The organism is Necropsobacter rosorum (assembly GCF_964241405.1).
Classification (GTDB): domain Bacteria; phylum Pseudomonadota; class Gammaproteobacteria; order Enterobacterales; family Pasteurellaceae; genus Necropsobacter; species Necropsobacter rosorum.
The window spans coordinates 776,332-802,897 of sequence record NZ_CAXSXF010000001.1; the positions used below are offsets into that span (position 1 = coordinate 776,332).

25 protein-coding genes are annotated in these 26,566 nt (G+C 47.3%); 16 read left to right on the plus strand and 9 right to left on the minus strand.

Annotated elements, in window-relative coordinates:
* Window positions 1-45: 45 nt before the first annotated feature.
* The gene (locus tag ACESOH_RS03705) at window positions 46-390 is read right to left on the minus strand and encodes a MerR family transcriptional regulator (protein ID WP_373099745.1); all 345 of its coding nucleotides are present in this window, start codon (window positions 388-390) and stop codon (window positions 46-48) included.
* 185 nt (window positions 391-575) lie between these two features.
* On the opposite strand from ACESOH_RS03705, the gene ACESOH_RS03710 reads away from it, so the two are divergent.
* Entirely contained in the window at window positions 576-944 is a 369-nt protein-coding gene (locus ACESOH_RS03710) for an EthD domain-containing protein (protein ID WP_373099747.1), read from the plus strand.
* A 93-nt stretch (window positions 945-1,037) separates the two neighbouring features.
* Here the strand turns inward: ACESOH_RS03710 and ACESOH_RS03715 are convergent, their stop codons facing one another.
* The 7 genes from ACESOH_RS03715 to glpX form a co-directional block, all read right to left on the minus strand.
* The gene (locus ACESOH_RS03715; protein ID WP_373099748.1) at window positions 1,038-1,682 is read right to left on the minus strand and encodes a histidine phosphatase family protein; all 645 of its coding nucleotides are present in this window, start codon (window positions 1,680-1,682) and stop codon (window positions 1,038-1,040) included.
* 72 nt (window positions 1,683-1,754) lie between these two features.
* Entirely contained in the window at window positions 1,755-1,964 is a 210-nt protein-coding gene (locus ACESOH_RS03720) for a lactate dehydrogenase (RefSeq protein WP_373099750.1), read from the minus strand.
* 202 nt (window positions 1,965-2,166) lie between these two features.
* Complete coding sequence (locus ACESOH_RS03725; protein WP_373099752.1) at window positions 2,167-3,825, minus strand: amino acid ABC transporter ATP-binding/permease protein; 1,659 nt, start codon at window positions 3,823-3,825, stop codon at window positions 2,167-2,169.
* Window positions 3,818-5,566: an ABC transporter ATP-binding protein/permease gene (locus ACESOH_RS03730; protein WP_373099753.1), complete on the minus strand. Its 1,749-nt coding sequence runs from the start codon at window positions 5,564-5,566 to the stop codon at window positions 3,818-3,820. The genes ACESOH_RS03725 and ACESOH_RS03730 overlap by 8 nt, the downstream gene beginning before the upstream one ends.
* 87 nt (window positions 5,567-5,653) lie before the next feature.
* The gene (locus ACESOH_RS03735; RefSeq protein WP_373099755.1) at window positions 5,654-8,563 is read right to left on the minus strand and encodes a TonB-dependent hemoglobin/transferrin/lactoferrin family receptor; all 2,910 of its coding nucleotides are present in this window, start codon (window positions 8,561-8,563) and stop codon (window positions 5,654-5,656) included.
* A gap of 184 nt (window positions 8,564-8,747) precedes the next feature.
* Window positions 8,748-11,186, minus strand: a complete 2,439-nt coding sequence (gyrB, locus tag ACESOH_RS03740) for a DNA topoisomerase (ATP-hydrolyzing) subunit B (protein WP_373099757.1) — start codon at window positions 11,184-11,186, stop codon at window positions 8,748-8,750.
* A 226-nt stretch (window positions 11,187-11,412) separates the two neighbouring features.
* Entirely contained in the window at window positions 11,413-12,426 is a 1,014-nt protein-coding gene (gene glpX / locus ACESOH_RS03745; protein WP_373099759.1) for a class II fructose-bisphosphatase, read from the minus strand.
* Between the two features lie 222 nt (window positions 12,427-12,648).
* Here glpX and ACESOH_RS03750 point away from each other — a divergent pair, with 222 nt between their 5' ends.
* The 14 genes from ACESOH_RS03750 to ACESOH_RS03815 all read left to right on the plus strand — a co-directional run bounded on the left by ACESOH_RS03750 (window position 12,649) and on the right by ACESOH_RS03815 (window position 24,395).
* The gene (locus tag ACESOH_RS03750; RefSeq protein ID WP_032093262.1) at window positions 12,649-12,867 is read left to right on the plus strand and encodes a cell division protein ZapB; all 219 of its coding nucleotides are present in this window, start codon (window positions 12,649-12,651) and stop codon (window positions 12,865-12,867) included.
* A 61-nt stretch (window positions 12,868-12,928) separates the two neighbouring features.
* Window positions 12,929-13,375 (plus strand): FMN-binding protein MioC, encoded by a 447-nt coding sequence (mioC, locus tag ACESOH_RS03755; RefSeq protein ID WP_373099761.1) that lies wholly within the window; start codon window positions 12,929-12,931, stop codon window positions 13,373-13,375.
* A gap of 468 nt (window positions 13,376-13,843) precedes the next feature.
* On the plus strand, window positions 13,844-15,733 hold the full coding sequence (gene mnmG, locus ACESOH_RS03760) for a tRNA uridine-5-carboxymethylaminomethyl(34) synthesis enzyme MnmG (protein WP_373099763.1): 1,890 nt from the start codon (window positions 13,844-13,846) through the stop codon (window positions 15,731-15,733).
* A complete protein-coding gene (rsmG, locus tag ACESOH_RS03765; protein ID WP_032093265.1) occupies window positions 15,733-16,371 on the plus strand; it encodes a 16S rRNA (guanine(527)-N(7))-methyltransferase RsmG in 639 nt (212 codons plus the stop codon). The genes mnmG and rsmG overlap by 1 nt, the downstream gene beginning before the upstream one ends.
* 156 nt (window positions 16,372-16,527) lie before the next feature.
* The gene (locus ACESOH_RS03770) at window positions 16,528-16,911 is read left to right on the plus strand and encodes an ATP synthase subunit I (protein WP_032093266.1); all 384 of its coding nucleotides are present in this window, start codon (window positions 16,528-16,530) and stop codon (window positions 16,909-16,911) included.
* A 23-nt stretch (window positions 16,912-16,934) separates the two neighbouring features.
* Window positions 16,935-17,723, plus strand: coding sequence for a F0F1 ATP synthase subunit A (gene atpB / locus ACESOH_RS03775; protein WP_373099765.1), 789 nt, complete (start codon window positions 16,935-16,937; stop codon window positions 17,721-17,723).
* 110 nt (window positions 17,724-17,833) lie between these two features.
* The gene (atpE, locus tag ACESOH_RS03780; protein WP_005539567.1) at window positions 17,834-18,088 is read left to right on the plus strand and encodes a F0F1 ATP synthase subunit C; all 255 of its coding nucleotides are present in this window, start codon (window positions 17,834-17,836) and stop codon (window positions 18,086-18,088) included.
* Between the two features lie 72 nt (window positions 18,089-18,160).
* On the plus strand, window positions 18,161-18,631 hold the full coding sequence (gene atpF, locus ACESOH_RS03785; RefSeq protein WP_373099767.1) for a F0F1 ATP synthase subunit B: 471 nt from the start codon (window positions 18,161-18,163) through the stop codon (window positions 18,629-18,631).
* A 13-nt stretch (window positions 18,632-18,644) separates the two neighbouring features.
* Window positions 18,645-19,193 (plus strand): F0F1 ATP synthase subunit delta, encoded by a 549-nt coding sequence (gene atpH, locus ACESOH_RS03790; RefSeq protein ID WP_373099769.1) that lies wholly within the window; start codon window positions 18,645-18,647, stop codon window positions 19,191-19,193.
* A gap of 12 nt (window positions 19,194-19,205) precedes the next feature.
* Window positions 19,206-20,750 (plus strand): F0F1 ATP synthase subunit alpha, encoded by a 1,545-nt coding sequence (gene atpA / locus ACESOH_RS03795; protein ID WP_373099771.1) that lies wholly within the window; start codon window positions 19,206-19,208, stop codon window positions 20,748-20,750.
* 23 nt (window positions 20,751-20,773) lie between these two features.
* A complete protein-coding gene (atpG, locus tag ACESOH_RS03800) occupies window positions 20,774-21,643 on the plus strand; it encodes a F0F1 ATP synthase subunit gamma (protein ID WP_373099773.1) in 870 nt (289 codons plus the stop codon).
* Between the two features lie 20 nt (window positions 21,644-21,663).
* Window positions 21,664-23,037 (plus strand): F0F1 ATP synthase subunit beta, encoded by a 1,374-nt coding sequence (gene atpD / locus ACESOH_RS03805; protein ID WP_032093272.1) that lies wholly within the window; start codon window positions 21,664-21,666, stop codon window positions 23,035-23,037.
* A 42-nt stretch (window positions 23,038-23,079) separates the two neighbouring features.
* Window positions 23,080-23,508 (plus strand): F0F1 ATP synthase subunit epsilon, encoded by a 429-nt coding sequence (locus ACESOH_RS03810; protein ID WP_032093273.1) that lies wholly within the window; start codon window positions 23,080-23,082, stop codon window positions 23,506-23,508.
* 101 nt (window positions 23,509-23,609) lie between these two features.
* Window positions 23,610-24,395: a Cof-type HAD-IIB family hydrolase gene (locus tag ACESOH_RS03815; protein WP_373099775.1), complete on the plus strand. Its 786-nt coding sequence runs from the start codon at window positions 23,610-23,612 to the stop codon at window positions 24,393-24,395.
* A gap of 111 nt (window positions 24,396-24,506) precedes the next feature.
* Here the strand turns inward: ACESOH_RS03815 and gpt are convergent, their stop codons facing one another.
* The gene (gene gpt, locus ACESOH_RS03820) at window positions 24,507-24,971 is read right to left on the minus strand and encodes a xanthine phosphoribosyltransferase (protein ID WP_032093274.1); all 465 of its coding nucleotides are present in this window, start codon (window positions 24,969-24,971) and stop codon (window positions 24,507-24,509) included.
* A 126-nt stretch (window positions 24,972-25,097) separates the two neighbouring features.
* Here gpt and ACESOH_RS03825 point away from each other — a divergent pair, with 126 nt between their 5' ends.
* Window positions 25,098-26,558: an aminoacyl-histidine dipeptidase gene (locus ACESOH_RS03825; RefSeq protein WP_373099777.1), complete on the plus strand. Its 1,461-nt coding sequence runs from the start codon at window positions 25,098-25,100 to the stop codon at window positions 26,556-26,558.
* Window positions 26,559-26,566: the final 8 nt, after the last annotated feature.

Sequence of the window (26,566 nt, forward strand, 5' to 3'; positions counted from 1 at the left end):
TTTTCCCGGCTGCCATCTTACACGGTTTTACGGCATAAATGACCGCTAGTTATCGCCGGTCGCCAGTATTTGACTAATCAACGCCCGAGATTGAGTTAACAGTTCAATTTGTCGTTCAATGTCTTTCTGTTTATCGCGCAGTTTATTTCTCAACTGGGGACAAAAATGTTGCGGATTGTCATACAGACAATCCTGCAACAAGGCAATCTCCTTTAACCGCAATCCCGCCTGATTCAACAGCATCACCTTTTTGACATAAGCCGCATCTTGCGGTGAATACAGACGATAACCGTTCTGCATCCGCGCCGGCACCAATAAATTTAACTGTTCATAAAAACGCAGCATACGCACGCTGGTATGACAAGCTTTTGCCAGTTCGCCTATTTTCATTCCGTTTTCCTACTTGACCCTGACACAATGACATCCTTTATATTATGCCTTATCGACACATAAATTAAGCGGAAGATTAATGAATTTTAGCAACGCTTCACCATATATATTCTGTAGCGAAATTGTGCCGTTTGTCGTCTGTGCTATATGGCAAAAAGTTAATTAATTGAAAAAAGGAAATTATTATGTTTAAAGTCATTATGCTGGTTAAGAAAAAAGATTCGCTGACACAAGAAGAATTTGTTGCGTTATGGCAGGCTCATTCACAAAAAGTCATGACATTTAAATCGGCACTACAAATTCAATACTACAGCAAAACGTTCCCGTTGTCGGCAACTCATTCACCCTCCACACAACGTGAAACCGAACCCTTTGTTTATGATGCGATGGGAGAATTATGGTATGAATCCAAAGCGGCGTTTATTCAGGCCAGAAATTCGCCGGCCGGGCGGCAGGCATTGGCGATTTTAAAAGAAGATGAACGGCAATTTGTTGATCTGGCCCGCTCGGTGATGTGGTTGGGCGAAGAAGAACCGGTATTATCATGGTATTAAGCCTAAGCGGCGGATTATTCAATATTGATTGCAATCGGTGTTTATCGCCGTTGATAAACACCGAAAACCGGCGAAAAACCGACCGCACTTTATTCAGCCCAAATGGGTGACGTCATTGATTTTTTCGATGATAAAGCGTCCGCTTTGGGCGCTGTCATCCTGCATATAGTGCACCACATTGATCGCGGTGTTCGCCAGACTCGGGATCCGCGTGTTGGCGCGGTGGTTCTGCCAGCTGGAACCGTCCAACAGAGCAAGCAATAAACGCAAAGTATGACCGTGGGAAACCAACAGAATATTACCTTTATCATGCACCTGAATAATATCCTGCAACGCGCCCATCGCCCGTTCGGCAAGTTGTTCGTAAGTTTCGCCCTGATTGATTTCCGCGGTGTAATTGGCCGGGTCATGCTGAATCTGCCAGAACGCTTCGGTATCACGAATAGTGTCGATAACAATGCCTTCCCAGCTGCCGAAAAACTGCTCGTTTAAGCCCTGATGCTGAAATAACGGCACCGAACGGTTGCCGATAATATAGCGGGCGGTATCGATAGTGCGGCGTAAAATACTGGAATAAGCAGCGGCAAAGGGCACATCTGCAAGCGCCCGCCCCGCCAGACGGGCAGCGGAAATGCCTTGCTCCGTCAGCGGCGAATCGCCGTGTCCCTGCAATAATCCCTGATCATTCCACACGGTGCGTCCGTGTCTGATTAAATAAAATCTGAGGTCTTTTTTCATGTTACATCTCCAAATATCCCGATTATAATGCGCAGACGAAAAACCGCCAACCAAAACGCGCCGGCCGCGTTTTTATTTGTGCGCCTGCCGGATATAATACGCGTTCACACACACCACGAAAATATTTAATCCGACCACCGGAAAAGACCCGATCAATAAACCGTAAAGCACAAAACAGGCGGCGCCGACGGAATTCACCCATCTCAGTTTAACCACATCTTTTAATAAAAACGACCCTGCCACCAGACACATGGCGAGATAGCCGAGAATCTCAATAAGCATTTTTTCTCCTTAAATATAAATGGGATTGGTTAATGCGAACGGATATTCTAACGATTCTTGCGGCAAATGTACGGACGGCAAAAACGCGCAAAGGATTGCTTCATCAAAAAGTTAAACTAAATCAAAAAAAGATTTATTTTTATCGGAAAATTTATTGCGGCGGCACGGATAAGCGATCCGCGCCGCCGTGTTGTTTCGCCGATTACGACAGTCGGCCGTTTTCAATTTCAATCACCTGATCGCAAATCGCCATGGTGGAGGCGCGGTGACTGACCAGCACGATCAGTTTCTCCGCTTTGACATTCAGCAAAGATTGCAGAATGATCGCTTCGTTTAAACTGTCCAGATTGCTGGTAGGTTCATCCAGCAAAATCACCGGCGCATTATGCAAAAAGGCGCGCGCAATGCCGATCCGCTGTTTTTCGCCGTCGGATAAACTGTTGCCCAGCTCCGTCACTTTGGTGTCATAGCCTTGCGGCAGACTCATGATAAAATCATGAATCGACGCTTTTTTCGCCGCCTCGATCACTTGCTCGCGCGTACAAGTGCGGTTCGCCATCAGGATGTTTTGATAAACGGTTTCGTTGAAAATATAGGTTTGCTGCGTAATATAGGCCATATTATCGCGCAGATTACGGGTATTCAGGGCGGTCAGCGGTTCGCCGTTCAGCCGGATTTCGCCCTGCTGCGGATCATAAAACCGCATCAGCAGTTTTAACAGCGTGCTCTTGCCGCTGCCGCTGCGTCCGTGGATGCCGAGAATCTGTCCTTTATTCAATTGCAGCGAAACGTCGGATAAAATCGCCTGTTCGGCGTAAGCAAAATGAATGTTGTCCGCCTCCAGACGCTCAACCGTGCTAAGGTTTTTGCCCGTCGTGACGTCTTGCAACGTCGGCTGTTCCGCCAACAGGCTTAGCACCCGCTCACCGCTGGCCAAGGTTTGCAGCAGATTATTGGATAAATTGCTCAGCGCAATGACCGGGCCGTAACTGGACATTAACAGGATAACCGCAATCAACAGGCCGTCAAAGCCGATGTGCCGGCCATAAAACAACGCCAGTGCGGCGAATAACATCAGAATATTAAACGCCGAGACCGCGATTTCCGTATAAGTGCGTACCTTGGCTTCCTGTTGTTTAATGCGCCGGAAGGCTTGATCAATCTCTTCGCTGCGACGGTTGATTTGCGCCAGACGCCGGCTTTCGTTGCCGAACAGCTGAATTTCTTTCATGCCGCGCAGGCTGTCGAGAAAATAATCGTTCATTTCGCCCACCAGTTCACGGTATTTGCGCCCGTCATCGCGTGCCATTTTAGTGGTCAGCACCGGCAGGAAAAACCCGACGGTTAAATACGCCAGCAACGCAATCAGCGCCAGCCACGGCGAAAGATGCACAAAAACCAGCAATAATATCAGCGAGGTCAGCAGCGCGATCACAATCGGCGCAATCGTGTGAGCATAAAACACTTCCAGCAGTTCAATATCATTAGTCACCAGCGACAGCAGCTGACCGGCCTGTTTGCCCTGCAATTTGACAAACGCCAGTTTACGCAATGCGCCGAATACTTTGTCGCGCAGCAGCGCCAGTAATTTGAACGCGATATAATGGCCGGACATCTGTTCCAGATAACGCAACACACCGCGCAGTGCCGCCAGCACTAAAAGTGCGGTCAAAATCTGACTGAAATTTAAATGGGTGGCAAAGCCCAGCAGATTTACCAGCCCCATGGCGCCGAGCACCATAATAAAAATTGCCGCCAGAAAGCCGAGCGTGCCCATAATCACGGTAAAGCTCATAATATGCGCCAGCGGTGCCACCAGTTTGAGCAAATGCCACATTACAATAAACCCGTTTCTACGCATGTTTTGCCTCCGCTCTGAGATTTTCCAGCTTTTTCTGTTGCTTGAACATCGCGGCATAAACGCCGTCTTGCGCCATCAGCTGCGCATGGCTTCCCTGTTCGGCTAACGTGCCTTCCTGTAGCACATAAATGGCATCCGCCGCCACGGCATTGGCCAAACGGTGAGAAATCATCACAATGGTTTTATCCTGTTTTAAGCGCTGAATAAAATTGAGAATAATTTCTTCGCTTTCCACATCAATATTGCTGGTGGCTTCGTCGAAAATATACAGCGCGGCATCATGCAGCAAAGCACGCGCCAGCGCCAGACGCTGAATCTGACCGCCGGACAGATTACTGCCGCGGCTGAGCAACGGCATTGCCAGTCCGCCGTTTTGCCGCACAAAATCGGCTAAATTCACCTGTTCCAGCGCCTGATAAATTTGCTCGTCCGTCGCCGTCGGGCAGGCCATTTGCATATTTTCCCGCAGCGTGCCTTTAAAGACATAACTGCTGTGGCTGACCAGCGCAACATGACGGTAAAAAGAGGCTCGGTTCAGTGATTCCGACGGCTGACCGTTAAACAGAATCTGCCCCTGCTGCGGGCGATAAAATCCCATTAGCAGCGAAACCAGCGTGGATTTGCCGCAACCGCTTTTCCCTACAATCACGGTCAGCCGTTTCGGTTCGAGAGTCAGGCTTAAACCGTTTATTGCGCTTTTTGGCGCCGAATAGGCAAAATGCACATCACGAACCGTAACCTGCACGCTATTTTCCGGCGCAAAATCCACCGCACTTTGACGGGCTTCCAGCGGGGTATCCAATAAGGTAAAAATCTTTTCCGATGCGGCTTTGCCGTTCATCGCCACATGGAAAAAAGAGCCCAGCAGACGCAGCGGAATAAAAAATTCGGAAGACAGCAAAATAAACAAAATGACCCCGAAAATGCTTAAGCTGCCGTTTTGATATTGCAGCAGCGCGGTTAAAATGCCGATTGCCGCTCCGCCGTAAGCCAGTAAATCCATAATGGAGACGGAATTGAGCTGCATCGTCAGCACTTTCATGGTAATGGTACGGAAATTTTCCGCCTCAATATCCATTTGTTTGGCTTTGTAGGCATCGTCCTGATAAATTTTCAGCGTTACCAATCCCTGTAGATTGTCCAGAAAACTGCTGCCGAGCCCCACATAAACCGACCAGTATTTGCTTAGCAGCCGTTTGGCGATTTTATTCACCGCGATAATCGATAGCGGAATCAATGGCACGCAGACCAGTAAAATCAATGCAGTGGGCAAATTGAAAAAAACCAGAAACACAAACAGCGTCAACGGCGCAAGCAGACTGTAAAACAGCTGCGGCAAATAACGCCCGAAATAAATTTCAATCTGTTCCACACCTTCGGAGGCAATCTGAATCACCGATGAGGTGGATTGCCGATTAACCTGATTTAACGGCATGGCGCAAAGTTTGCGGTAAATCAGCGTGCGCAACTGATGCTTAACCTTGGTACTGGCGTAATAAGAGGCGTTTACCGCTTTTTTTCCGGCCAGCGCCCGCAGGATTAACGCCAGCAGCAAAACGGCGGCAAAACCGACCGCACTTTCTGCGCTCAGGGTTTGCGCAAACGCCGCCTGCAGGCACAGCGCAAACGCCACCGCACTGACAATCGCGCCAAGCAGCGCAACCCAGTTCCATAACACCGTTACGGCAATCCATTTTTTGCTGTCCGGCACCGTATTAATTAATCGTTTATCGATCATCATAAAATGATTTCCTTACTGCGACGATTGAAAATAAGAAAACTTGAGTGACGCAACATCACTCAAGTCGGTTAAAAAAATCATAACGGATTAAAATATAATTTCAGCGCTTAACCTGAAATTTCTGCCCGGCGAATAAAAACGGTTAATGCCTCTGCCGGTGGCCTGATCGATTAAGTTGCTCGTACCGAACGGCTTAATCGATCGCGCCGATTCCCAAGTAATGTATTTACGGTCGGTTAAATTATAAATCCCGGCCTGCAGCGTCAGATTTTTTATCGGTTTGTAATAACCGATCAGATCAATCATGGTATAAGCATCACTGCGCCATTTCATATAACTGTCTTTCGAGCCGTCTTCTTTGTGATACATATTATAGGTATCTTCTTTATTTTTCCGCCCCACATGGGTCACGAATAAATCTATACCGAAAATATCCTCCGCATGCCGATAGCCTAAGCCATAGACGCTGGTGCGCGGCTGAATGGCGTTCATCGGGATCGTGCCTTCCATCCGACCTTTCTGATATGTGTATTGATAACTCATATGAAGACCGTCAAGTGCGGTTAAAAATTTGCCTAATTCCAGTTTGGATTGCACTTCAAAGCCGTTTACCACCGCATTCTGACGGTTTTTATTCTGGTACAGTGAGAACGGAATCGTGCTGCCGCCATTGGTGATTTTGTAGTTTTTCTGCCCCAAATAAACCAAATCGATAAAATTCTGATACTTCGTTCTGAAAAAACCGGCGGTCACAAATCCCCACTCATCGTGATGCAGGGTTAATGCGATTTCGCGGGTGCGCGCAACTTCAGGTTCCAAATGCAGGTTCGGCAAAATAGTAAAGTCCGGATGTTTAAAGGTGAAATAAATTTCATCCTGTGTCGGCGCTCTGAAACCTTTTGCATATCTGGCCTGCACGCGCAGGAAATCCAGCGGATCAAAAGTGGTACTAAAATCGTAAGAATGCGCTTTAAATTTTTTCCGTTGCGCAATGTAATTGATATTATCAATGGCATTTTGTCTCTGCACGTCTTCACTCGGCGGATCATAGCTTCCCATCCAGTTTTTCTTGCCCGGCGGCAATGGAATGTACAGATCTTTCACCATATCATCCGATAATTTCGGGGTCACGCCCGGAATATAATTAGGCTGATATTGAATATGATCATAACGATAACCAAAATCAAAACCGAGATAATCGTTCAGCTTGATTTTGTCGATAAAATATAACGCCCCGTTTTTCGACTTCACCGGCAGCAGAAAAGAGAACTTAGGATCGGTTTTCGGGCAAAGATAACTGTTGGTATTATAACCGCACTCTCTTAACCGACCGTTCCAGTCCAGACCGAGAGAACTTTCCGTCCACCATCTGGCTTCCGTGGCATCATGACCGGCCTGATTAACCATTTGTTTTTTAGTGCGGTTATACACTCCGCCGTATTCCACCTGATGTTCGGTACTGAGCAGGGTAAAACTTTTGGTTAAATCAAGATTGAGCTGGCGGGATTTGGTATCCAGATCACGCTCCTGCCATAAACGGCCGAGATAACCTTTGCTGTTAGGAATGATGATGGTATCTTTCCAACTGGCCGCCGAAGAAGAGGCAAAGGTTTTTCCGGTGTTCGGATCGGTATATTTTTTATCTAACGTAAGCGGCACTTTTTCATAATTATCCGTCCAGCCGATTTTCCGATCGGCAATAAGCGGCGAGTTACAGTCAAATATCGAACAGTCGAACCAGAAACTGTTTAAACTCTGGCGTCTGAAACTGCTTTTCGTCGGATCGCCCAAACCGTAATAAGGGAACGGATTGCCGTTTTTATCGACAATTTCTTCTTTACCGTCAATGATTTTTGTCCGCACCGGATCGCCGTTGGCATCAACGATTTTACCGTTTTTCAGCTGTAATCCCACCGGATTGCGGTTTTCCTCACAATGAGCGCCGTCACAGTATTCATCGGTTCTGGCACGGTTTTTGATGAATTGATCGGAATAACTGATCTTTAAGCTATCCCAGAACAAATTACCGGCATAATTTTCATAACTGACAAAATAGTGCTTGCGCTTACTTTTATCATTGGTACGGCGCAAATCTTCCGTATCAAAATCAATGGTTTTCGCCTTATTCAGATTATAGGAAAAATCATGCCCCCGACTGCGGTTTTCATACAAATCCGTACCGACGGTCAAACGATGATTTTCATTCGGCGCAAAAGAAAATTTCACCAGCGTACTGTCTTTCTCAATGGTGTAAGGATCGGTTTTTTCCCTTAATTTTCCTTTAATTTCTTCGGCATATTTATAATCATAATTTTCCAGTTCATGCCCTTTGCGTTTGGTTTTAATGATTAACGCATCAAACCATTTGTAACGACCGGCCAGCGTTAAAGTATTCAGCTGCTGATTATCGCGGGTGGTATAGCCGGTTTTGTAACCGATGTGATAATCCTTATCAAGCAGAAAATCCCTCGCATCTTTGGTTTCAAACATGACCGCACCGCCCAGCGCACCGCTGCCCGCTTTAACGGAATTCGCACCTTTGGTAATGGAAACCTGTTTTAACGTTTCGATTTCGACCGAATTACGCGTATTGTTAAAATTGCCGTAACCTTCGAATAATTCTTTAAACCCTTGAGAAGACAGGGTTTCCGCCTGATGCAGGCCGTCCACCGTAATCGCCACCCGGTTTTCATCCACCCCGCGGATAGCATAACCGCTACTGCCGAAACGACCGCTTTCTACAACGCTGACCCCCGTTTCATAGCGGACTAAATCACGACTGTCCTGAACCTGTTGCTTCGCCAGCGTTTGCGCCGTTTTTTTGATTTCGCCGATTTTACGTTCGCGGATGTTTTGCTGCTGCATATCGCCATCCACATGAATGGTTTCCAGCGCGGCCGCATCGGTTGCGACCGTTTCGCTTAACGCCGCAGCGCTGTAACCCCAGATTGCAATTGTTATTATTGAAATTTTAAATAGCGTTTGATCACAAGGCATAAGTTAATCCTTTTAAGACCCCAAAATATAAAAACCGCGCTATTTTAAAGAGTTTAACTTAATAAAACAAATGATAATTATTACCATTACATAATATTTTTGAAGAGGATCACATTTTCTTGTAAAAACGGATAAAAAAATGACCGCACTTTTGAAGTACGGTCATCAATTGGAAGAGGATTATCTAAATATCCAGATTGGCTCTCAGCGCATTGGCTTCGATAAATTCGCGGCGCGGTTCCACTTCATCGCCCATCAGCGTGGTGAACAGCTGATCGGCGGCGACGGCGTCTTTAATGGTGACCTTCAGCATGGTGCGGGCTTCCGGATCCATTGTGGTTTCCCATAACTGTTCCGGGTTCATTTCGCCCAGCCCTTTATAACGCTGTACCATCAAACCGCGGCGCGATTCTTTTACCAGCCAATCCACCGCCTGCTCAAAAGTCTGCACCGGATACTGACGTTCGCCGCGCGCCACATAGGCGCTGTCTTCCAGCAGGCCGTTCAGCTGATGGCCTAATTTGACAATGCGCGCATATTCATTGCCGTTGGCGAACTGGAAATTCAGCGCATAATCCGTATCAATGCCGTGAGTGCGGACGGTCAGCACCACTTCATGCAGATGACGTTCGCTGTTAAACTGTATCTGATAGCGATAATGATTGCCGCTGCTTTCTTTTTCCGCCAGTTTGTCCACCAAAGATTTCGCCCAGAAATCCACCGCACTTTGTTGCTGCATCAATTCGGTGGTCAGCACCGGATGATAAATCAGTTCTTTCAGCACATTTTCCGGGTAATGACGGGATAACCGGCCGATCATGCGCAACACGCCGTTATATTCGGCCACCAGTTTTTCCAACGCCGCACCGTTCATCGCCGGCGCATTTTCGCTGATATGCAGCGCGGCGCCGTCCAGCGCGAGATTCAGCTCATATTGCGCCATCGCTTCATCATCTTTGATATATTCTTCGTTTTTGCCTTTTTTTACTTTATACAGCGGCGGCTGGGCAATATATACATGGCCGCGCTCGATTAACTCCGGCATCTGACGATAAAAGAAGGTCAGCAGCAATGTACTGATATGGGCGCCATCCACGTCCGCATCGGTCATAATGACAATGCTGTGATAACGCAGTTTGTCCGGATTATATTCATCGCGTCCGATACCGCAGCCCAGCGCGGTGATTAGCGTTCCCACTTCCTGCGAAGACAGCATTTTGTCAAAACGGGCTTTCTCCACATTCAGAATTTTCCCTTTTAGCGGTAAAATCGCCTGATTTTTACGGTTCCGTCCCTGTTTTGCCGAACCGCCGGCGGAATCGCCTTCCACCAGATACAGCTCCGACAGCGCCGGATCCCGCTCCTGACAGTCGGCCAGTTTTCCCGGCAAACCGGCAATATCCAGCGCGCCTTTGCGGCGGGTCATTTCACGCGCTTTACGCGCCGCTTCACGGGCGCGCGCGGCATCGACGATTTTGCCGGCGATAATTTTGGCATCGTTCGGGTTTTCTTCCAGATATTCCTGCAAACGTTCGTTCATAGCCGATTCCACCGCGCCTTTCACCTCGGAAGACACCAGCTTGTCTTTGGTTTGCGAGGAAAATTTCGGATCCGGCACTTTCACCGAGATAATGGCGACCAAACCTTCACGCGCATCGTCTCCGGAAGTTTCCACTTTATCTTTATCGCTTTTGCCTTTTTTATTCAGCCCGGATTTGTCCATATAGGCGTTCAGCGTGCGGGTCAGTGCGCTGCGAAATCCCGCCAGATGGGTGCCGCCGTCGCGCTGCGGAATATTATTGGTGAAACAATGGATATTTTCCGACTGATAACCTTCGTTCCACTGCAACGCCACTTCCACGCCGACGCCGTCTTTTTCGGTGGAAAAATAAAACGGTTTCTGGTGAATCGGGTTTTTATTTTTATTCAGATACTCGACAAACGCCTGAATACCGCCTTCGTAGTGGAAATGATCCTGTTTGTCGCTGCGTTTATCGAATAATTTGATCGAAACGCCGGAATTCAGGAAGGATAACTCCCGCAGGCGTTTAGCCAGAATATCGTATTCGAATTCGATATTATTAAAAATTTTCGGGCTCGGCCAGAAACGTACCGACGTACCGGTTTGTGCGGTTTCGCCGATAATCGCCAGCGGCGCCTGCGGTTCGCCCAGATGATAAAACTGTTCGTGCACATGCCCCTGACGGCGAATGGTAAGCTGTAGTTTATCCGACAGCGCATTCACCACCGACACACCGACGCCGTGTAAGCCGCCGGAGACTTTGTAAGAATTGTCATCAAATTTACCGCCGGCATGCAGCACGGTCATGATCACCTGTGCGGCCGACACGCCTTCTTCCGGATGAATATCCACCGGAATACCGCGCCCGTCATCCTGTACCGAAACGGAATTATCGCCGTGAATGGTTACGATAATATCTTTACAGTAGCCCGCCAACGCTTCATCAATGGCATTATCCACCACTTCAAAAACCATATGGTGCAAGCCTGTGCCGTCGTCGGTATCACCGATATACATACCGGGACGTTTACGCACCGCATCCAGCCCTTTCAGCACTTTAATACTGTTGGCACCGTAGTTTTCAGGAGTATTTTCTGACATAAAATTTCTCTGTTTTTATTAATAAAAATTGAGCGGATTATAGCAAATTTTTGCGTGTTTGGCTAAGGTTAAAGTGCGGTCGTAATTTCGCTATTTTTTAATCGCCATACGGCCCTGATATATGCTTGCAGGCCTTTTAGTCAACTTGAAAAAACATCACAAAAAACGACCGCACTTTATAACTGAAAACACGGCCGGCAGAAAATCCGGCCGCATAACCGGTCGATCAGGCACCGATCAAACGGTAAAGTGCGGTGTCTTTACGGTCTAAATAATGGGTGGACTGAATGCGCCGGATAGTGCGCGAACGGCCGCGAATCAGCAGGGTTTCGGTGGTGGCCAGATTGCCGCGGCGGTGAATGCCGCGTAACAGATCGCCGTTGGTAATCCCGGTGGCGGAAAAGACCAAATTATCATCACGCACTAATTCTTCCAGCTTAAGCACCACATTGACTTCAATGCCCATTTCTTTGCAGCGGCGGATTTCATCGGCGGCAATCGCCTGATTTTCCGGCGAACTGCCTTTGACCTGATGACGAGGAATCAACCGCGCCTGCATTTCGCCGCCCAGCGCACGAATCGCCGCCGCAGCCACCACGCCTTCCGGCGCACCGCCGATGCCGTACAGCATATCCGCCCCGCCATCCGGTAAACAGCATAAAATCGCGGCCGCCACATCACCGTCGGGAATCGCCAGCACTTTAACGCCGAGCCGCTGCATTTTTTTAATCACCTCGGCATGGCGGGGTTTATCCAGCGTAATGACCGTCAGTTGAGACAGCAGCTTGCCCATTTTGGACGCCACCCGGCGCAGGTTTTGTTCAAGCGGCAGGTTTAAATCGATCATGCCTTTGGCTTCCGGCCCGACCACCAGTTTTTCCATATACATATCCGGTGCGCGCAAAAAGGTATCCTTGCCGCCCGCCGCCAGTACGGATAACGCATTGGCCTGACCCATTGCCGTCATTCGGGTGCCTTCGATGGGATCAACCGCAATAGATACCTCCGCGCCCTTACCGCTGCCGAGTTTTTCACCGATATACAGCATCGGCGCTTCGTCGATTTCGCCTTCACCGATGACGATTTCTCCCGCCATATCAATTTGATTCAGCATCAAGCGCATCGCCTGCACGGCGGCGTCATCCGCCGCATTTTTATCGCCGCGCCCCAACCAAGCAAAGCCGGCCAGCGCCGCCGCTTCCGTTACTCGTGAAAATTCAATGGCCAATGCTCTGTTCATTTTCTTATCCTTTCAAAATAGTTAACCGACAAAAAACCGCGCCTATTTTAGCACCGGGCAAACGGTTGCTCTATTAAAAATAAAAAATTTGCGCTAATTTTTTATACCGCAGTAAAAAATATGCTAAGGTAAGCAGAAATTTGATTCAAAGCTTTAACAATCGCCGTCAACTAAGGTAAAATACGGCCACATTCACAGAGACACATTTAGAGGAAATTGACCATGTCACTAGAAATTTTAGATCAACTGGAAGAAAAGATTAAACAGGCGGTTGAGACCATTCAGTTACTTCAATTGGAAGTAGACGAATTAAAAGAGAAAAACACTCAGGCGCAACAGGAATGCCATAATCTGCGCAGCGAAAACGAGCAGCTTAAAAGTGAACACAACAATTGGCAGGAGCGTCTGCGTTCACTGTTAGGTCGTATTGATAACGTCTAAAAATAGTCGGCATAAATCAAGGCTTAGGTAATCATCTAAGCCTTATTTTTTAGGAGTAAAGATGACAGCGAAAATCTGCATTATCAGCGGCAGCACCCTCGGCGGGGCGGAATATGTAGCGGAACATTTGAACGATGTATTACAGCAACAGGGCTTTATTACACAATTGATTCACGGTGCGTACCTTGATGAAATCCCTCATCGCGAGGTGTGGTTAATCGTAACCTCAACCCACGGCGCCGGTGAGCTGCCCGACAACCTACAGCCGCTGTTTAAACAAATCGCCGCACAGGATCCGGATCTGTCTACGCTGCGTTTTGCCGTCGTGGGATTAGGTAATTCCGATTACGATACTTTCTGTTATGCGGCGGACAAAGTGGAAAACGCGTTGCGGGAAAAAAGTGCGGTGCAAATTTGCCCTTCTTTAAAAATTGATATCCTACAGGTGGATGATCCCGAACAATACGCCGAACACTGGCTACCTAACTTTACCGCGCAATTATCATAAAAAACCGGTGGCAGGCGATCGCTGCCGCCGGATCATCATTAAAAATACTGTCTTTTCATTTAGGATCCGATTGTGGATAAGATCCGATAAACCTGTCAAAAACCTGTCATTATGCGTTGAACAAAAATGATATGCCGGCGAGCTGTGGATAACCTCGCTGGTTATACACAGCAAATACGCCTGTACAGGATCTGGATCTTAACACCTTAAAAAGGGATCTAACTTTTTCATTTTACGGCAAAATTATGCCTTACCCACAGCGATCTGCGATCCTAATAATTATCATCATAAGATCTTTATCTATAAAAAGAGATCTTATATAAATAAGCGCACGATCAAAAACGATCCTGTGTGCGGTCATTTGCGTTTTTCCGCATAAAGGATCCGAAATCTTATTTTATGGGCGGCGTAATTTGGGGTAGAATACGGCGCAGATTAAATAATGAGATAAATTACATAAAGGTGATTATGTTTTATACGGAAAGCTATGATGTGATCGTAATCGGCGGCGGTCATGCAGGAACAGAAGCGGCGTTGGCACCGGCCAGAATGGGATTAAAAACCCTGTTACTTACCCATAATGTGGATACGCTGGGACAAATGTCCTGCAATCCGGCCATCGGCGGGATCGGTAAAGGTCACTTAGTTAAGGAAATCGATGCCATGGGCGGCTTAATGGCCACTGCCGCGGATAAAGCCGGTATTCAGTTTCGCACCTTAAACGCCAGCAAAGGGCCGGCGGTACGGGCGACCCGTGCGCAGGCCGATCGCGTGTTATATCGTCAGGCGGTCAGAATTGCGCTGGAAAATCAGCCGAATCTGGATATTTTTCAGCAGGAAGTCACCGATATTATGATTGAGCAGGATCGTATCAGCGGTGTGCAAACCAAAATGGGTTTGAAATTTCGCGCCAAAGCGGTGATCCTGACCGCCGGTACTTTTCTGGCCGGGAAGATCCATATCGGACTGGAAAATTATGCCGGCGGACGGGCGGGCGATCCGGCTGCGGTGAATTTAGCGCATCGTCTGCGCGATCTGAACCTGCGGGTGGATCGTTTAAAAACCGGCACGCCGCCGCGTATTGATGCGCGCACCATTAATTTTGATATTCTGGCGAAACAGTACGGTGATGCGCAGTTGCCGGTATTTTCGTTTATGGGATCGGTGGCGCAACATCCGCGCCAGATCCCGTGTTTTATTACCCATACCAATGAACAAACCCATGATCTGATCCGGCGCAATCTGGATCGCAGCCCGATGTACACCGGGGTGATCGAAGGGATCGGGCCGCGTTACTGCCCGTCCATTGAAGATAAAGTGATGCGCTTTTCCGATCGGAATTCTCACCAGATCTATCTTGAACCGGAAGGCTTAACCAGTCAGGAAATTTATCCGAACGGCATTTCCACCAGCTTACCCTTTGATGTGCAGATGGGGATCGTCAATTCTATGAAAGGGTTGGAAAAGGCACGGATTATTAAACCGGGTTATGCCATCGAGTATGATTATTTCGACCCGCGCGATCTGAAACCGACGCTGGAAACCAAAGCCGTTAACGGGTTGTTTTTCGCCGGTCAGATCAACGGTACCACCGGCTATGAAGAAGCGGCGGCGCAAGGATTGCTGGCGGGGATTAACGCGGGATTATTGGTGCAGGACAAAGAAAGCTGGTTTCCGCGCCGTGATCAGGCTTATGTGGGCGTCTTGGTGGATGATCTCTGTACGTTGGGCACCAAAGAGCCTTATCGCGTATTTACTTCCCGTGCCGAGTACCGTTTACTGCTGCGTGAGGACAATGCGGATAGCCGCCTTACACCGATTGCCCATGAGCTTGGTTTAATCGATGAGCAACGCTGGGCGCGCTTTAATCAGAAAATGGAAAATATTGCAAAAGAAACCCAGCGTTTGCGTCAGATTTGGCTGCATCCGCGTTCTGAATATGTCGAGCAGGCCAATAAGGTGCTGGGCAGCCCGTTAGTGCGGGAAGCCAATGGGGAGGATTTGCTGCGCCGTCCGGAAATCAATTACCGCCTTTTAACCGCGCTGACACCTTTCGCGCCGCCGATGGAAGATAAAGAAGCGGTGGAACAGGTCGAAATTGCGGTTAAATATCAAGGTTATATCGAACACCAGCAGGAAGAAATCGAACGCCAGAAACGGCATGAGAATACTGCGATTCCGGCGGATTTTGATTATGCTTCGGTTTCCGGTTTGTCCAACGAGGTGCGGATAAAACTGCAGCAGCACCGCCCGGTTTCCATCGGACAGGCCGGCCGCATTTCCGGAATTACCCCGGCGGCGATTTCCATTTTACTGGTTAATCTGAAAAAACAGGGCATGCTGAAACGTGGTGAATGATGACTGACTTACAGCGACAATTAACCGACAGATTGAATTCTCTGTTAAAACAGACCGCACTTTGTATAACCGATCAGCAAAAATCGCAGTTGGTGCAGTTGGTTTTACTGCTGCATAAATGGAATAAGGCCTATAACCTGACATCAGTGCGCGATCCGGCGGAAATGCTGGTTAAGCATATTCTCGATAGTATCGTGGTGAGTCCTTATTTACGGGGTAAACGCTTTATTGACGTCGGAACTGGGCCGGGCCTGCCCGGTCTGCCGCTGGCCATTATTAATCCGGATAAACAATTCGTCTTGCTTGACAGTCTGGGCAAGCGCATCAGTTTTATTCGCAACGCCGTACGCGAGCTGGCACTGACCAATGTGGAGCCGGTATTAAGCCGGGTTGAACAATATCGGCCGGCGCAATTGTTCGACGGCGTGTTAAGCCGCGCGTTCGCCTCTTTAAAGGATATGACCGACTGGTGCCGGCATCTGCCGGCCGAAGAGGGGATGTTTTATGCCTTAAAAGGCATTTATCAGCCCGATGAAGTGCAGCAACTGGCGCAAACGTTCCGTGTCAATCAAGTGATAAAGTTGAAAATTCCTGATTTAATTGGAGAGAGAAATTTAATTTTGTTAAGTTCAGGTTAAGTTTTTGTTTTGTTTGTTTTTATTTTTTTATAAAAATGTGATGAATTTAACGCTTTTTATGTAGTTTTAAGTTGAACGCAGGTAAAACTAGCGTATAATTAACGAGATTTTTTTTGATTAAATTGAGTCTATTTTCAGGCAAAGACAATAATCGTAATGTCGGCAATTATTAAACAGGCTAAAAGACAATATCAATTTGCTTTAGGCATAGAATTACTGGTTTTACTGGTGATTTTTTCCGTTTTAATTGCACTGCAATGGAATATAGCGGTTTCTTTTGTATTAGGAGCAATATCAGTTTTTATTCCTCATTGTTTTTTTGCGGCGTCGGTTTTTTTTACCGAACGGCAATATGCAAATAAACTGAGCGCGTTTTATCGCGGTGAAGTGATTAAGTTTGTCTTCACGATCATCTTAATTATCGTTGCTTTTAAACTGTTTTTATCAATGAATTTTATTGCTTTTTTTGCGGGCTATTTTCTGGGTCTTGTACTCAATAATCTGCTTCCGTTTTTGATAAGTAAGTACGTTAGAATTTAGTTTTAAATATCAAAGGATTAACTATGGCTGAGCTCACTACTTCAGGGTATATCCAGCACCATCTGGAATTTCTTAAAACCGGGGATTCGTTCTGGAATATTCATATCGATACGCTTTTCTTTTCCGTTTTATCCGGTGTCATTTTTCTTTTCCTGTTTTATAAAGTTGCGACCAAAGCCACTTCCGGCGTGCCGGGCAAATTACAGTGTTTAGTTGAAATTCTGGTGGAATGGGTCGATGGTATCGTGAAAGAAAATTTCCATGGTCCGCGCAATGTTATCGCGCCTTTAGGATTAACCATTTTCTGCTGGGTATTTATTATGAATACCATTGACCTGATTCCGGTGGACTTTTTGCCGCAAATCGGTAATTTGTTCGGTATTCATTATTTAAGAGCGGTGCCGACCGCCGATATCAGCGCGACGCTCGGGATGTCAATCTGCGTATTTTTCCTGATTCTTTTTTATACCGTCAAATCGAAAGGCATCAGCGGATTGGTTAAAGAATATACCCTGCATCCTTTTAACCACTGGGTGTTTATTCCGGTCAATTTTATTCTTGAATCCGTCACCTTGCTGGCTAAACCGATTTCCCTGGCTTTCCGTTTGTTCGGTAATATGTATGCCGGCGAACTTATCTTTATTTTGATTGCGGTCATGTACAGTGCCAATATGGCCATTGCCGCACTGGGGATTCCGCTGCAGCTGGCATGGGCGATTTTCCATATTCTGATCGTGACCCTGCAGGCGTTTATCTTTATGATGTTAACCATTGTTTATTTGAGTATCGCTTATAACAAAGCGGATCATTAAGACGGTCATGTAACAGTTTGCGGCCGTAAAGCGCAGCAGATTGTTAATGAAACGATTTACTAACTAACCCGGTCGTCAGGCCGAATTTTAAAAATCTAACGGAGAAAATTATGGAAACTGTAATTACAGCTACTATTATCGGTGCATCAATCCTGCTTGCTTTCGCTGCATTAGGTACTGCGATTGGTTTTGCTATTTTAGGCGGCAAATTCTTAGAGTCATCTGCCCGTCAGCCTGAATTGGCAAGCAGCCTGCAAACCAAAATGTTTATTGTTGCCGGTCTGCTTGATGCTATCGCGATGATTGCAGTGGGTATTTCTTTACTTTTCATTTTCGCAAACCCGTTTATCGGATTATTACAATAATTGTCGGCTGTGCCGATCACGGCAAGGATTACTCGCAAAGAGTAATGATTAGACATTATTGAGGAGGGCGTTGTGAACTTAAATGCAACATTAATCGGCCAGCTGATTGCATTCGCACTGTTTGTGTGGTTCTGCATGAAGTTTGTATGGCCACCGATCATTAAAGCGATCGAGGAACGTCAGAGTTCGATTGCCAATGCCTTGGCATCGGCGGAAGCCGCTCGTAAGGAGCAGGCCGACAGCAAAGTACTGGCGGAACAGGAAATTAATCAGGCAAAACTTCAGGCGCAGGAAATTGTGGATTTAGCCAATAAACGCCGCAATGAAATTTTAGATGAAGTGAAGACTGAAGCCGAAGCATTGAAAGCGAAAATTATTGAACAGGGACATGCGGAAATCGAATCCGAACGTAAACGCGTTCAGGAGGAATTGCGTGTCAAAGTGGCTTCGCTTGCCATTGCCGGTGCGGAGAAAATTGTGGGTCGTACGGTTGATGAAGCGGCAAACAATGACATTATTGATAAATTAGTTGCAGAACTATAAGAAGGTTGAGCTTATGTCAGAATTAACTACGATAGCTCGCCCTTATGCAAAAGCGGCATTTGATTTTGCGGCGGAGCAGTCCGTCACTGATAAAAGTGCGGTTGAAAAATGGACTGAAATGTTAAATTTTGCCGCGCAGGTGTCGGAAGATGATGCCATGCAGGATTTGCTGACCAGTTCATTATCGGCAAAAAAACTGGCCGATATTGTCATTTCGATTTGCGGCGACCAACTTGATCAATATGGGCAAAATCTTATTCGGTTAATGGCTGAAAATAAGCGTTTAACGGTACTTCCCGCTGTGTTTGAAGAATTTCAGCATTATGTGAAGGAACATCAGGCTAAAGCGGAAGTGGATGTGATGTCGGCGCAGCCGTTAAGTGCGGCACAGCAACAGAAAATCGCCGACGCAATGGAAAAAAGACTTGCCCGTAAAGTTAAATTAAATTGCAGCGTAGATAGCACGTTAATTGCAGGTGCTGTTATCCGTACAGATGATTTTGTAATCGACGGCAGTAGTCGCGGACAACTGACCCGTCTTGCAAATGAGTTGCAATTATAAGAGGAATAAAAGATGCAACTAAATTCGACTGAAATTAGTGAATTGATTAAAAAACGTATTGCCCAGTTTGACGTGGTCAGCGAAGCGCGTAATACGGGAACCATTGTTTCCGTCAGCGACGGTATTATTCGCATCCACGGTCTAAGCGATGTGATGCAGGGCGAAATGATCGCCTTACCGGGTAATAACCGTTATGCCATGGCGCTTAATCTGGAAAGAGATTCCGTAGGTGCGGTGGTAATGGGGCCTTATGCGGATTTAGCGGAAGGCATGGAAGTACAGTGTACCGGCCGTATTCTTGAGGTGCCGGTCGGTCGCGGTTTGCTGGGGCGTGTGGTAAATACTCTGGGTCAGCCTATCGATGGTAAAGGCGAAATCGAACACGACGGTTTTTCGCCGGTTGAAGTTATTGCGCCGGGCGTAATTGATCGTCAATCCGTTGATCAGCCGGTGCAAACCGGTTATAAAGCGGTTGACTCCATGGTACCGATTGGCCGCGGTCAGCGTGAGTTGATTATCGGCGATCGTCAGACCGGTAAAACCGCATTGGCTATCGATGCCATTATCAACCAACGGGATTCCGGCATTAAATGTATTTATGTGGCCATCGGTCAGAAAGCTTCGACTATCGCTAATGTGGTGCGCAAGCTGGAAGAACACGGTGCGTTAGCCAATACTATCGTAGTGGTGGCATCGGCTTCCGAATCGGCCGCATTGCAATATCTGGCGCCATATTCCGGTTGTGCGATGGGGGAATATTTCCGTGATCGCGGCGAAGATGCGTTGATCGTTTATGATGACCTGTCCAAACAAGCGGTGGCTTATCGTCAGATTTCCTTATTATTACGTCGTCCGCCGGGTCGTGAAGCCTATCCGGGTGACGTTTTCTATTTACACTCCCGTCTGTTGGAACGCGCTTCCCGCGTAAACGAAGACTATGTGGAACGTTTTACCGAAGGAAAAGTGAAAGGTCAAACCGGTTCGTTAACCGCCCTGCCGATTATCGAAACTCAGGCCGGTGACGTTTCCGCTTTCGTACCGACTAACGTTATTTCCATTACCGATGGTCAGATTTTCCTGGAAACCAGCTATTTTAACTCCGGTATCCGTCCGGCGGTTAACCCGGGTATTTCGGTTTCCCGTGTGGGTGGTGCCGCGCAGACTAAAGTGGTGAAAAAATTAGCTGGTGGTATTCGTACCGCACTTGCGCAATATCGTGAGTTGGCGGCATTTGCTCAATTTGCTTCCGATCTGGATGATGCAACCCGTAAACAGTTATCACACGGTCAGAAAGTTACCGAATTGTTGAAACAGAAACAATACGCGCCGCTAAGCGTTGCGCAGCAGGCATTGGTATTGTTTGCGGTAGAATTCGGCTATCTGGATGATGTGGAATTGGATCGTATCGCTTCTTTCGAATCTTCGCTGTTAGAGTATGCGAAAAACAACCATGTGGAATTTTTGGCGGAATTAACCAAAACCGGTAATTACAATGATGAAATTAAAGACACATTGAAAGGTATTTTGGATAAATTTAAAGCCAACAGTACATGGTAGTCAGAAATTAACGGAGAAACGAAATGGCAGGTGCAAAAGAGATAAGAACCAAAATTTCCAGTGTGCAAAGTACACAAAAGATTACTAAGGCAATGGAAATGGTTGCTGCGTCGAAAATGCGTAAAACGCAGGATCGAATGTCTTCTTCACGTCCGTATTCTAATGCAATACGCAACGTAATCAGCCATGTCTCGAAGGCCAATATCGGTTATAAACATCCGTTTTTAGTAGAACGAGAAATTAAACGCGTCGGTATTCTGGTGGTCTCTACGGACCGCGGATTATGTGGCGGTTTAAACGTTAATTTATTTAAGACCATCTTAAATGGAATGAAAGACTGGAAAGAACAGCGCATTGAAGCGGTTCTCGGTTTAATCGGTGCGAAAGGTATCGGTTATTTTCATTCTCTCGGTCTGGAGATTAAAGCGCAGCTTTCCGGTATGGGCGACAGCCCGTCCGTTGAGGAATTGATCGGTATCGCAAACCGTATGTTTGAAGATTATAAAGCAGGTGAATTGGATGCTATCTATATTGCCTACAATAAATTCATCAATACGATGTCGCAGAAATCGACGCTGCAAAAACTCGTTCCGTTGCCGGAATTAGATAACGATAATTTAGGCGAAGTAAAACAAACCTGGGATTATTTATACGAACCGGATCCGAAAGAACTGCTGGACAGTTTGCTGGTTCGTTATCTGGAATCTCAGGTTTATCAGGCGGTAGTTGAAAATCTGGCCTCTGAGCAAGCGGCTCGAATGGTGGCGATGAAAGCGGCAACTGACAATGCGGGTAATCTGATTAAAGAATTGCAGTTGGTGTATAACAAAGCTCGTCAAACAAGTATCACAAATGAATTAAATGAAATTGTAGCCGGTGCGGCAGCAATTTAATCAAAATTAGAGGATCGGTAATGGCAACTGGAAAAATTGTACAAATCATCGGTGCGGTTATTGACGTTGAATTTCCACAAGATGCAGTACCAAAAGTATATGAAGCCCTTAAAGTTGAAACGGGGTTAGTCCTTGAAGTTCAACAACAATTAGGCGGCGGTGTCGTTCGTTGTATCGCGATGGGTTCATCGGACGGTTTAAAACGCGGATTAACGGTAGAAAATACCGGCAGTCCAATCTCGGTTCCGGTCGGCGTGAAAACGCTGGGCCGGATTATGAACGTACTCGGCGAACCTATCGACGAACAAGGCCCAATCGGTGCGGAAGAAAACTGGTCCATTCACCGCGCGGCGCCGGATTATGAAGATCAGTCCAACAGTACGGAATTACTGGAAACCGGGATTAAAGTTATCGACTTGATTTGCCCGTTTGCAAAAGGGGGTAAAGTCGGTCTGTTCGGTGGTGCCGGGGTAGGTAAAACCGTGAATATGATGGAATTAATCCGTAATATCGCTATCGAACACTCCGGTTATTCCGTATTCGCCGGGGTGGGGGAACGTACTCGTGAAGGTAACGACTTCTACCACGAAATGACCGAGTCCAACGTATTGGATAAAGTGTCGCTGGTTTACGGTCAGATGAATGAGCCGCCCGGCAACCGTCTGCGTGTAGCGTTAACCGGTTTGACTATGGCGGAAAAATTCCGTGATGAAGGTCGTGATGTGTTGTTCTTCGTGGATAACATTTACCGTTATACGCTTGCCGGTACCGAAGTATCCGCCTTATTAGGCCGTATGCCGTCAGCGGTAGGTTATCAGCCGACCTTAGCGGAAGAAATGGGTGTGTTGCAGGAACGTATCACTTCCACCAAAACCGGTTCTATCACTTCCGTGCAGGCGGTTTATGTACCGGCGGATGACTTGACCGACCCGTCGCCGGCGACCACCTTTGCTCACTTGGACTCTACCGTGGTATTAAGCCGTCAGATTGCCTCGTTAGGGATTTATCCGGCCGTTGACCCGTTGGATTCCACTTCCCGCCAACTGGATCCGCTAGTTGTCGGTCAGGAACATTATGATGTGGCACGCGGCGTGCAGGGTATTTTGCAGCGCTATAAAGAATTGAAAGATATCATTGCCATTCTGGGGATGGATGAACTTTCCGAAGAAGATAAACTGGTGGTGGCGCGTGCGCGTAAAATCGAACGCTTCTTATCGCAGCCGTTCTTCGTCGCCGAAGTGTTTACCGGTTCGCCGGGTAAATATGTTTCGCTGAAAGATACCATTCGCGGTTTCAAAGGTATTTTGGACGGTGAGTACGATCATATTCCGGAACAGGCGTTCTATATGGTTGGTTCAATTGAAGAAGTGCTAGAAAAAGCCAAAAATATGTAATCACTTCAAGCCTGATTAACAGAACACTTGAAGGAGAATAAAATGGCAACATTTAAATTAACAGTCGTAAGTGCGGAACAGAATATTTTCAGCGGTGACGTGCGAAGTATTCAGGCAACCGGGAGCGAAGGTGAACTGGGTATTTTACCGGGACATACGCCGTTGCTTACCGCGATTAAACCGGGTATTGTAAAACTCACGCTGGAAAACGGCAGTGAGGATGTGATTTACGTTTCCGGCGGTTTTTTAGAAGTTCAGCCGAATGTGGTGACGGTGCTTGCCGATGTCGCAATTCGCGGTAAAGAGCTGGACGGTGATCGTATTCGGGAAGCTAAACGCCGGGCCGAGCAAAATATCGTATCCGGTGCGAAAGATGCCAATTATGAATTACTGGCATCCAAACTTTCCAAAGAACTGGCGAAACTGCGCGCTTACGAATTAACGGAAAAATTAGTAAAAAATAAACGCTGATTTGACCGCACTTTTAACTAAAACCACCTTCGGGTGGTTTTTTGTTTGCGCTTATGCTTTAATTTTCCATATTATAAAATATATGACTAGCCGAGGAAGTTATGAGCACATATAAAGCCGTCTTCAGCGATATGGACGGCACGTTGTTAAACAGCCGACACCAGATCAGCCCCGCAACTTTTGCCGCAATCCGCCGCATTATCCGCCGGGGCGTTGCTTTTATTCCCGTCTCGGCGCGCCCGCCTTATGCGATCACCCCTTACACTCAACAGCTGCAAACCCGGCAGGCGATTATTTGTTACAGCGGCGCATTAATTCTGGATAAGGATTTGCATCCCTTGTATTCGGTAAGTTTGCAGGCTCAGGATTTGCCGGCATTAGAGAAAAAACTGGCCGATTTTCCTCATTTATCGGTCAGTTATTATACCGGACTGGATTGGTTCACCGATAATCCCCAAAGTGATTGGATTAAACAGGAAGCGGAGATTACCGGTTTAACGGCAAAAAGCAAACCGAATCATTTACCTGCGGTACATAAAATACTGGTAATGGGCGAGGGGGCTGAAATTGCGCGGCTGGAAAAACAGCTACAGCACCGGTTTCCGCAGCTGTCGGTGCATCGTTCTAAAGGCGAATATCTGGAAATAATGCATAAAGCCGCCAGCAAAGCGAAAGCCATTCGGTTTATGGAAACGTACCTCAATATTTCGGCACAAGATGTGATTGCGTTCGGAGATAATTTTAATGATCTGGACATGCTGCAATATGCCGGATTCAGCGTTGCGATGGGAAATGCGCCGGATGCCATTAAGCAAGCGGCCAAGCTGGTGACGGCCGGCAATGATGACGACGGTATCGCCTTGGTGCTGAACCGCCTTTTTGCTTAAAACGTCACGGTGAAAACGTTCGTTATTTTCACCGCACTTTATTACTCGATTACACTTATCCGCAATACAAAAAGCGCCGATCATAACGGCGCTGCGGAAAATTATGTCGAATTATTTGCGCGCCAGTGGCGGTACAAAGCAAATGCCCATATCCCAAGGTTGTTCGATCCAAGTGTTTTGCGGAATATCCACGACGTAATCGTCCACCAGCTGTGCGCCGGCTGGTTTGGCAAACACAGTAACAAAACGCGCGTTCGGATATAATTCCCGAATCGCGCGCGCGGTGTTGCCGGTATCGACCAAATCATCCACCACAATAAAGCCTTCACCGCCGTTTTCCACTTGAGCGGCGTGCAATACGTTCAGTTCGCCCTGTTTATTGTGATCATAGCTGGAAATGCAGACGGTTTCCACATGGCGGATATTCAGTTCACGGGCAATCACCGCCGCCGGAAACAAACCGCCGCGGCTGACGGCAATCACGCCTTTCCATTGTGCGGCAGGCAGTAAACGTTCTGATAATTTGCGGGCATGCATTTGGAACATATCCCAGGTCACAACATATTTTTCGCTCATAATTCACCTTGACTTATCATAGAGGGCAAAACATTACCCAAGAAATAAAATTGCGTTAGCATAACCCGAAACAGGTTTTTATGCTATTATTTTGCATAAATTTTTTCGTTTCGGAGGAAAACAGAGATGTCAGAGATTCAACAATTACAACCGCACTTATTATGGCAATGGTTTGATCGGATTTGCGCCGTGCCGCATCCTTCTTACCATGAAGATCAATTAGCCGACATGATTCTCAATTGGGCGAAAAGCAAGGGATTGTTTGCCGAACGCGACGAGGTCGGTAATCTGCTGATTCGTAAACCGGCGACTGCGGGCATGCAAACGCGCAAACCGGTAGTATTGCAAGCGCATCTGGACATGGTACCGCAAGCTAATGAAGGCACCCAGCATGATTTTACCGTCGATCCGATCAAACCTTACATTGACGGTGATTGGGTCACGGCGCAAGGTACTACGCTGGGTGCCGATAACGGTATCGGTATGGCGTCGGCGCTGGCGGTGCTGGACAGCGACGATATCGCTCATCCGGATTTGGAAGTGCTGCTGACCATGACGGAAGAGCGCGGCATGGAAGGGGCGCTCGGATTACGTCCCGGCTGGCTGCGGTCTGATATTTTAATCAATACCGATACTGAAGAAAACGGCGAAATTTATGTAGGTTGCGCCGGCGGCGAAAATGCCAATATCCGGCTGCCGGTGGAATGGGAAAGTAATACCTATACGCAATCGTATCAGCTCAGCTTAAAAGGGTTGCGCGGCGGCCATTCCGGTTGCGATATCCACACCGGCCGGGCGAATGCGATTAAACTGCTGGCGCGTTTTCTGGCACAATTCAGCCAAAATCAACCGCACTTTGCCTTCAGCCTCGGCAATATTCGCGGCGGTTCCATCCGCAACGCGATTCCGCGCGAAGCCTTTGCCACACTGGTATTTAACGATGATGCGACAATACTGAAAAGTGCGGTGGAAAATTTCGCCGTTTTAGTCAAAAATGAACTGGCGCAGGCAGAACCGAATCTGGCTTTCAGCATAGAGGCAGCGGATAACCCGTCGCAGGTGTTTTCCCGCCCAACGGCACAGCGTGCGATTAACCTGCTGAATTTGCTGCCGAACGGGGTAATTCGCAACAGCGATGTGATTGCAGGCGTGGTGGAAACCTCACTCAGCGCCGGCGTATTAAGCACCGAAGAAGACAGCATCAATATCACGATTTTAACTCGTTCGCTGATTGAAAGCGGCAAAGCCTATGTGGCGGGGTTATTGCGTTCTCTGGCCGATTTAACCGGCGCCTCGGTGGCCTTTTCCGGTGATTATCCGGGCTGGGAACCGCAAAGCCAAAGCGAAATATTGAATCTGACCCGCAAACATTATGCCGAAATTTTAGGCCATGAACCGGAAATTAAGGTGATTCACGCGGGATTGGAATGCGGATTATTAAAGAAAATTTATCCGGCTATGGACATGGTTTCCATCGGACCGACGATTGTCAATGCTCATTCGCCGGATGAAAAAGTGCATATTCCGGCGGTTCAGACTTATTGGCGGTTATTAACCGCACTGTTGGCAAACATTGCGCCGAAATAATGGTACGG

What these genes read in the sequence shown, in the direction of transcription:
- ACESOH_RS03705 (WP_373099745.1), bottom strand. Translation starts at nt 390, where the DNA reads ATGAAAATAGGCGAACTGGCAAAAGCTTGTCATACCAGCGTGCGTATG.
- gyrB (WP_373099757.1), bottom strand. Translation starts at nt 11,186, where the DNA reads ATGTCAGAAAATACTCCTGAAAACTACGGTGCCAACAGTATTAAAGTG.
- atpD (WP_032093272.1), top strand. Translation starts at nt 21,664, where the DNA reads ATGGCAACTGGAAAAATTGTACAAATCATCGGTGCGGTTATTGACGTT.
- atpB (WP_373099765.1), top strand. Translation starts at nt 16,935, where the DNA reads ATGGCTGAGCTCACTACTTCAGGGTATATCCAGCACCATCTGGAATTT.
- atpH (WP_373099769.1), top strand. Translation starts at nt 18,645, where the DNA reads ATGTCAGAATTAACTACGATAGCTCGCCCTTATGCAAAAGCGGCATTT.
- ACESOH_RS03725 (WP_373099752.1), bottom strand. Translation starts at nt 3,825, where the DNA reads ATGCGTAGAAACGGGTTTATTGTAATGTGGCATTTGCTCAAACTGGTG.
- ACESOH_RS03730 (WP_373099753.1), bottom strand. Translation starts at nt 5,566, where the DNA reads ATGATGATCGATAAACGATTAATTAATACGGTGCCGGACAGCAAAAAA.
- ACESOH_RS03810 (WP_032093273.1), top strand. Translation starts at nt 23,080, where the DNA reads ATGGCAACATTTAAATTAACAGTCGTAAGTGCGGAACAGAATATTTTC.
- atpE (WP_005539567.1), top strand. Translation starts at nt 17,834, where the DNA reads ATGGAAACTGTAATTACAGCTACTATTATCGGTGCATCAATCCTGCTT.
- ACESOH_RS03750 (WP_032093262.1), top strand. Translation starts at nt 12,649, where the DNA reads ATGTCACTAGAAATTTTAGATCAACTGGAAGAAAAGATTAAACAGGCG.
- ACESOH_RS03720 (WP_373099750.1), bottom strand. Translation starts at nt 1,964, where the DNA reads ATGCTTATTGAGATTCTCGGCTATCTCGCCATGTGTCTGGTGGCAGGG.
- ACESOH_RS03770 (WP_032093266.1), top strand. Translation starts at nt 16,528, where the DNA reads ATGTCGGCAATTATTAAACAGGCTAAAAGACAATATCAATTTGCTTTA.
- atpG (WP_373099773.1), top strand. Translation starts at nt 20,774, where the DNA reads ATGGCAGGTGCAAAAGAGATAAGAACCAAAATTTCCAGTGTGCAAAGT.
- ACESOH_RS03710 (WP_373099747.1), top strand. Translation starts at nt 576, where the DNA reads ATGTTTAAAGTCATTATGCTGGTTAAGAAAAAAGATTCGCTGACACAA.
- ACESOH_RS03735 (WP_373099755.1), bottom strand. Translation starts at nt 8,563, where the DNA reads ATGCCTTGTGATCAAACGCTATTTAAAATTTCAATAATAACAATTGCA.
- mnmG (WP_373099763.1), top strand. Translation starts at nt 13,844, where the DNA reads ATGTTTTATACGGAAAGCTATGATGTGATCGTAATCGGCGGCGGTCAT.
- mioC (WP_373099761.1), top strand. Translation starts at nt 12,929, where the DNA reads ATGACAGCGAAAATCTGCATTATCAGCGGCAGCACCCTCGGCGGGGCG.
- atpA (WP_373099771.1), top strand. Translation starts at nt 19,206, where the DNA reads ATGCAACTAAATTCGACTGAAATTAGTGAATTGATTAAAAAACGTATT.
- ACESOH_RS03825 (WP_373099777.1), top strand. Translation starts at nt 25,098, where the DNA reads ATGTCAGAGATTCAACAATTACAACCGCACTTATTATGGCAATGGTTT.
- glpX (WP_373099759.1), bottom strand. Translation starts at nt 12,426, where the DNA reads ATGAACAGAGCATTGGCCATTGAATTTTCACGAGTAACGGAAGCGGCG.
- ACESOH_RS03815 (WP_373099775.1), top strand. Translation starts at nt 23,610, where the DNA reads ATGAGCACATATAAAGCCGTCTTCAGCGATATGGACGGCACGTTGTTA.
- gpt (WP_032093274.1), bottom strand. Translation starts at nt 24,971, where the DNA reads ATGAGCGAAAAATATGTTGTGACCTGGGATATGTTCCAAATGCATGCC.
- rsmG (WP_032093265.1), top strand. Translation starts at nt 15,733, where the DNA reads ATGACTGACTTACAGCGACAATTAACCGACAGATTGAATTCTCTGTTA.
- ACESOH_RS03715 (WP_373099748.1), bottom strand. Translation starts at nt 1,682, where the DNA reads ATGAAAAAAGACCTCAGATTTTATTTAATCAGACACGGACGCACCGTG.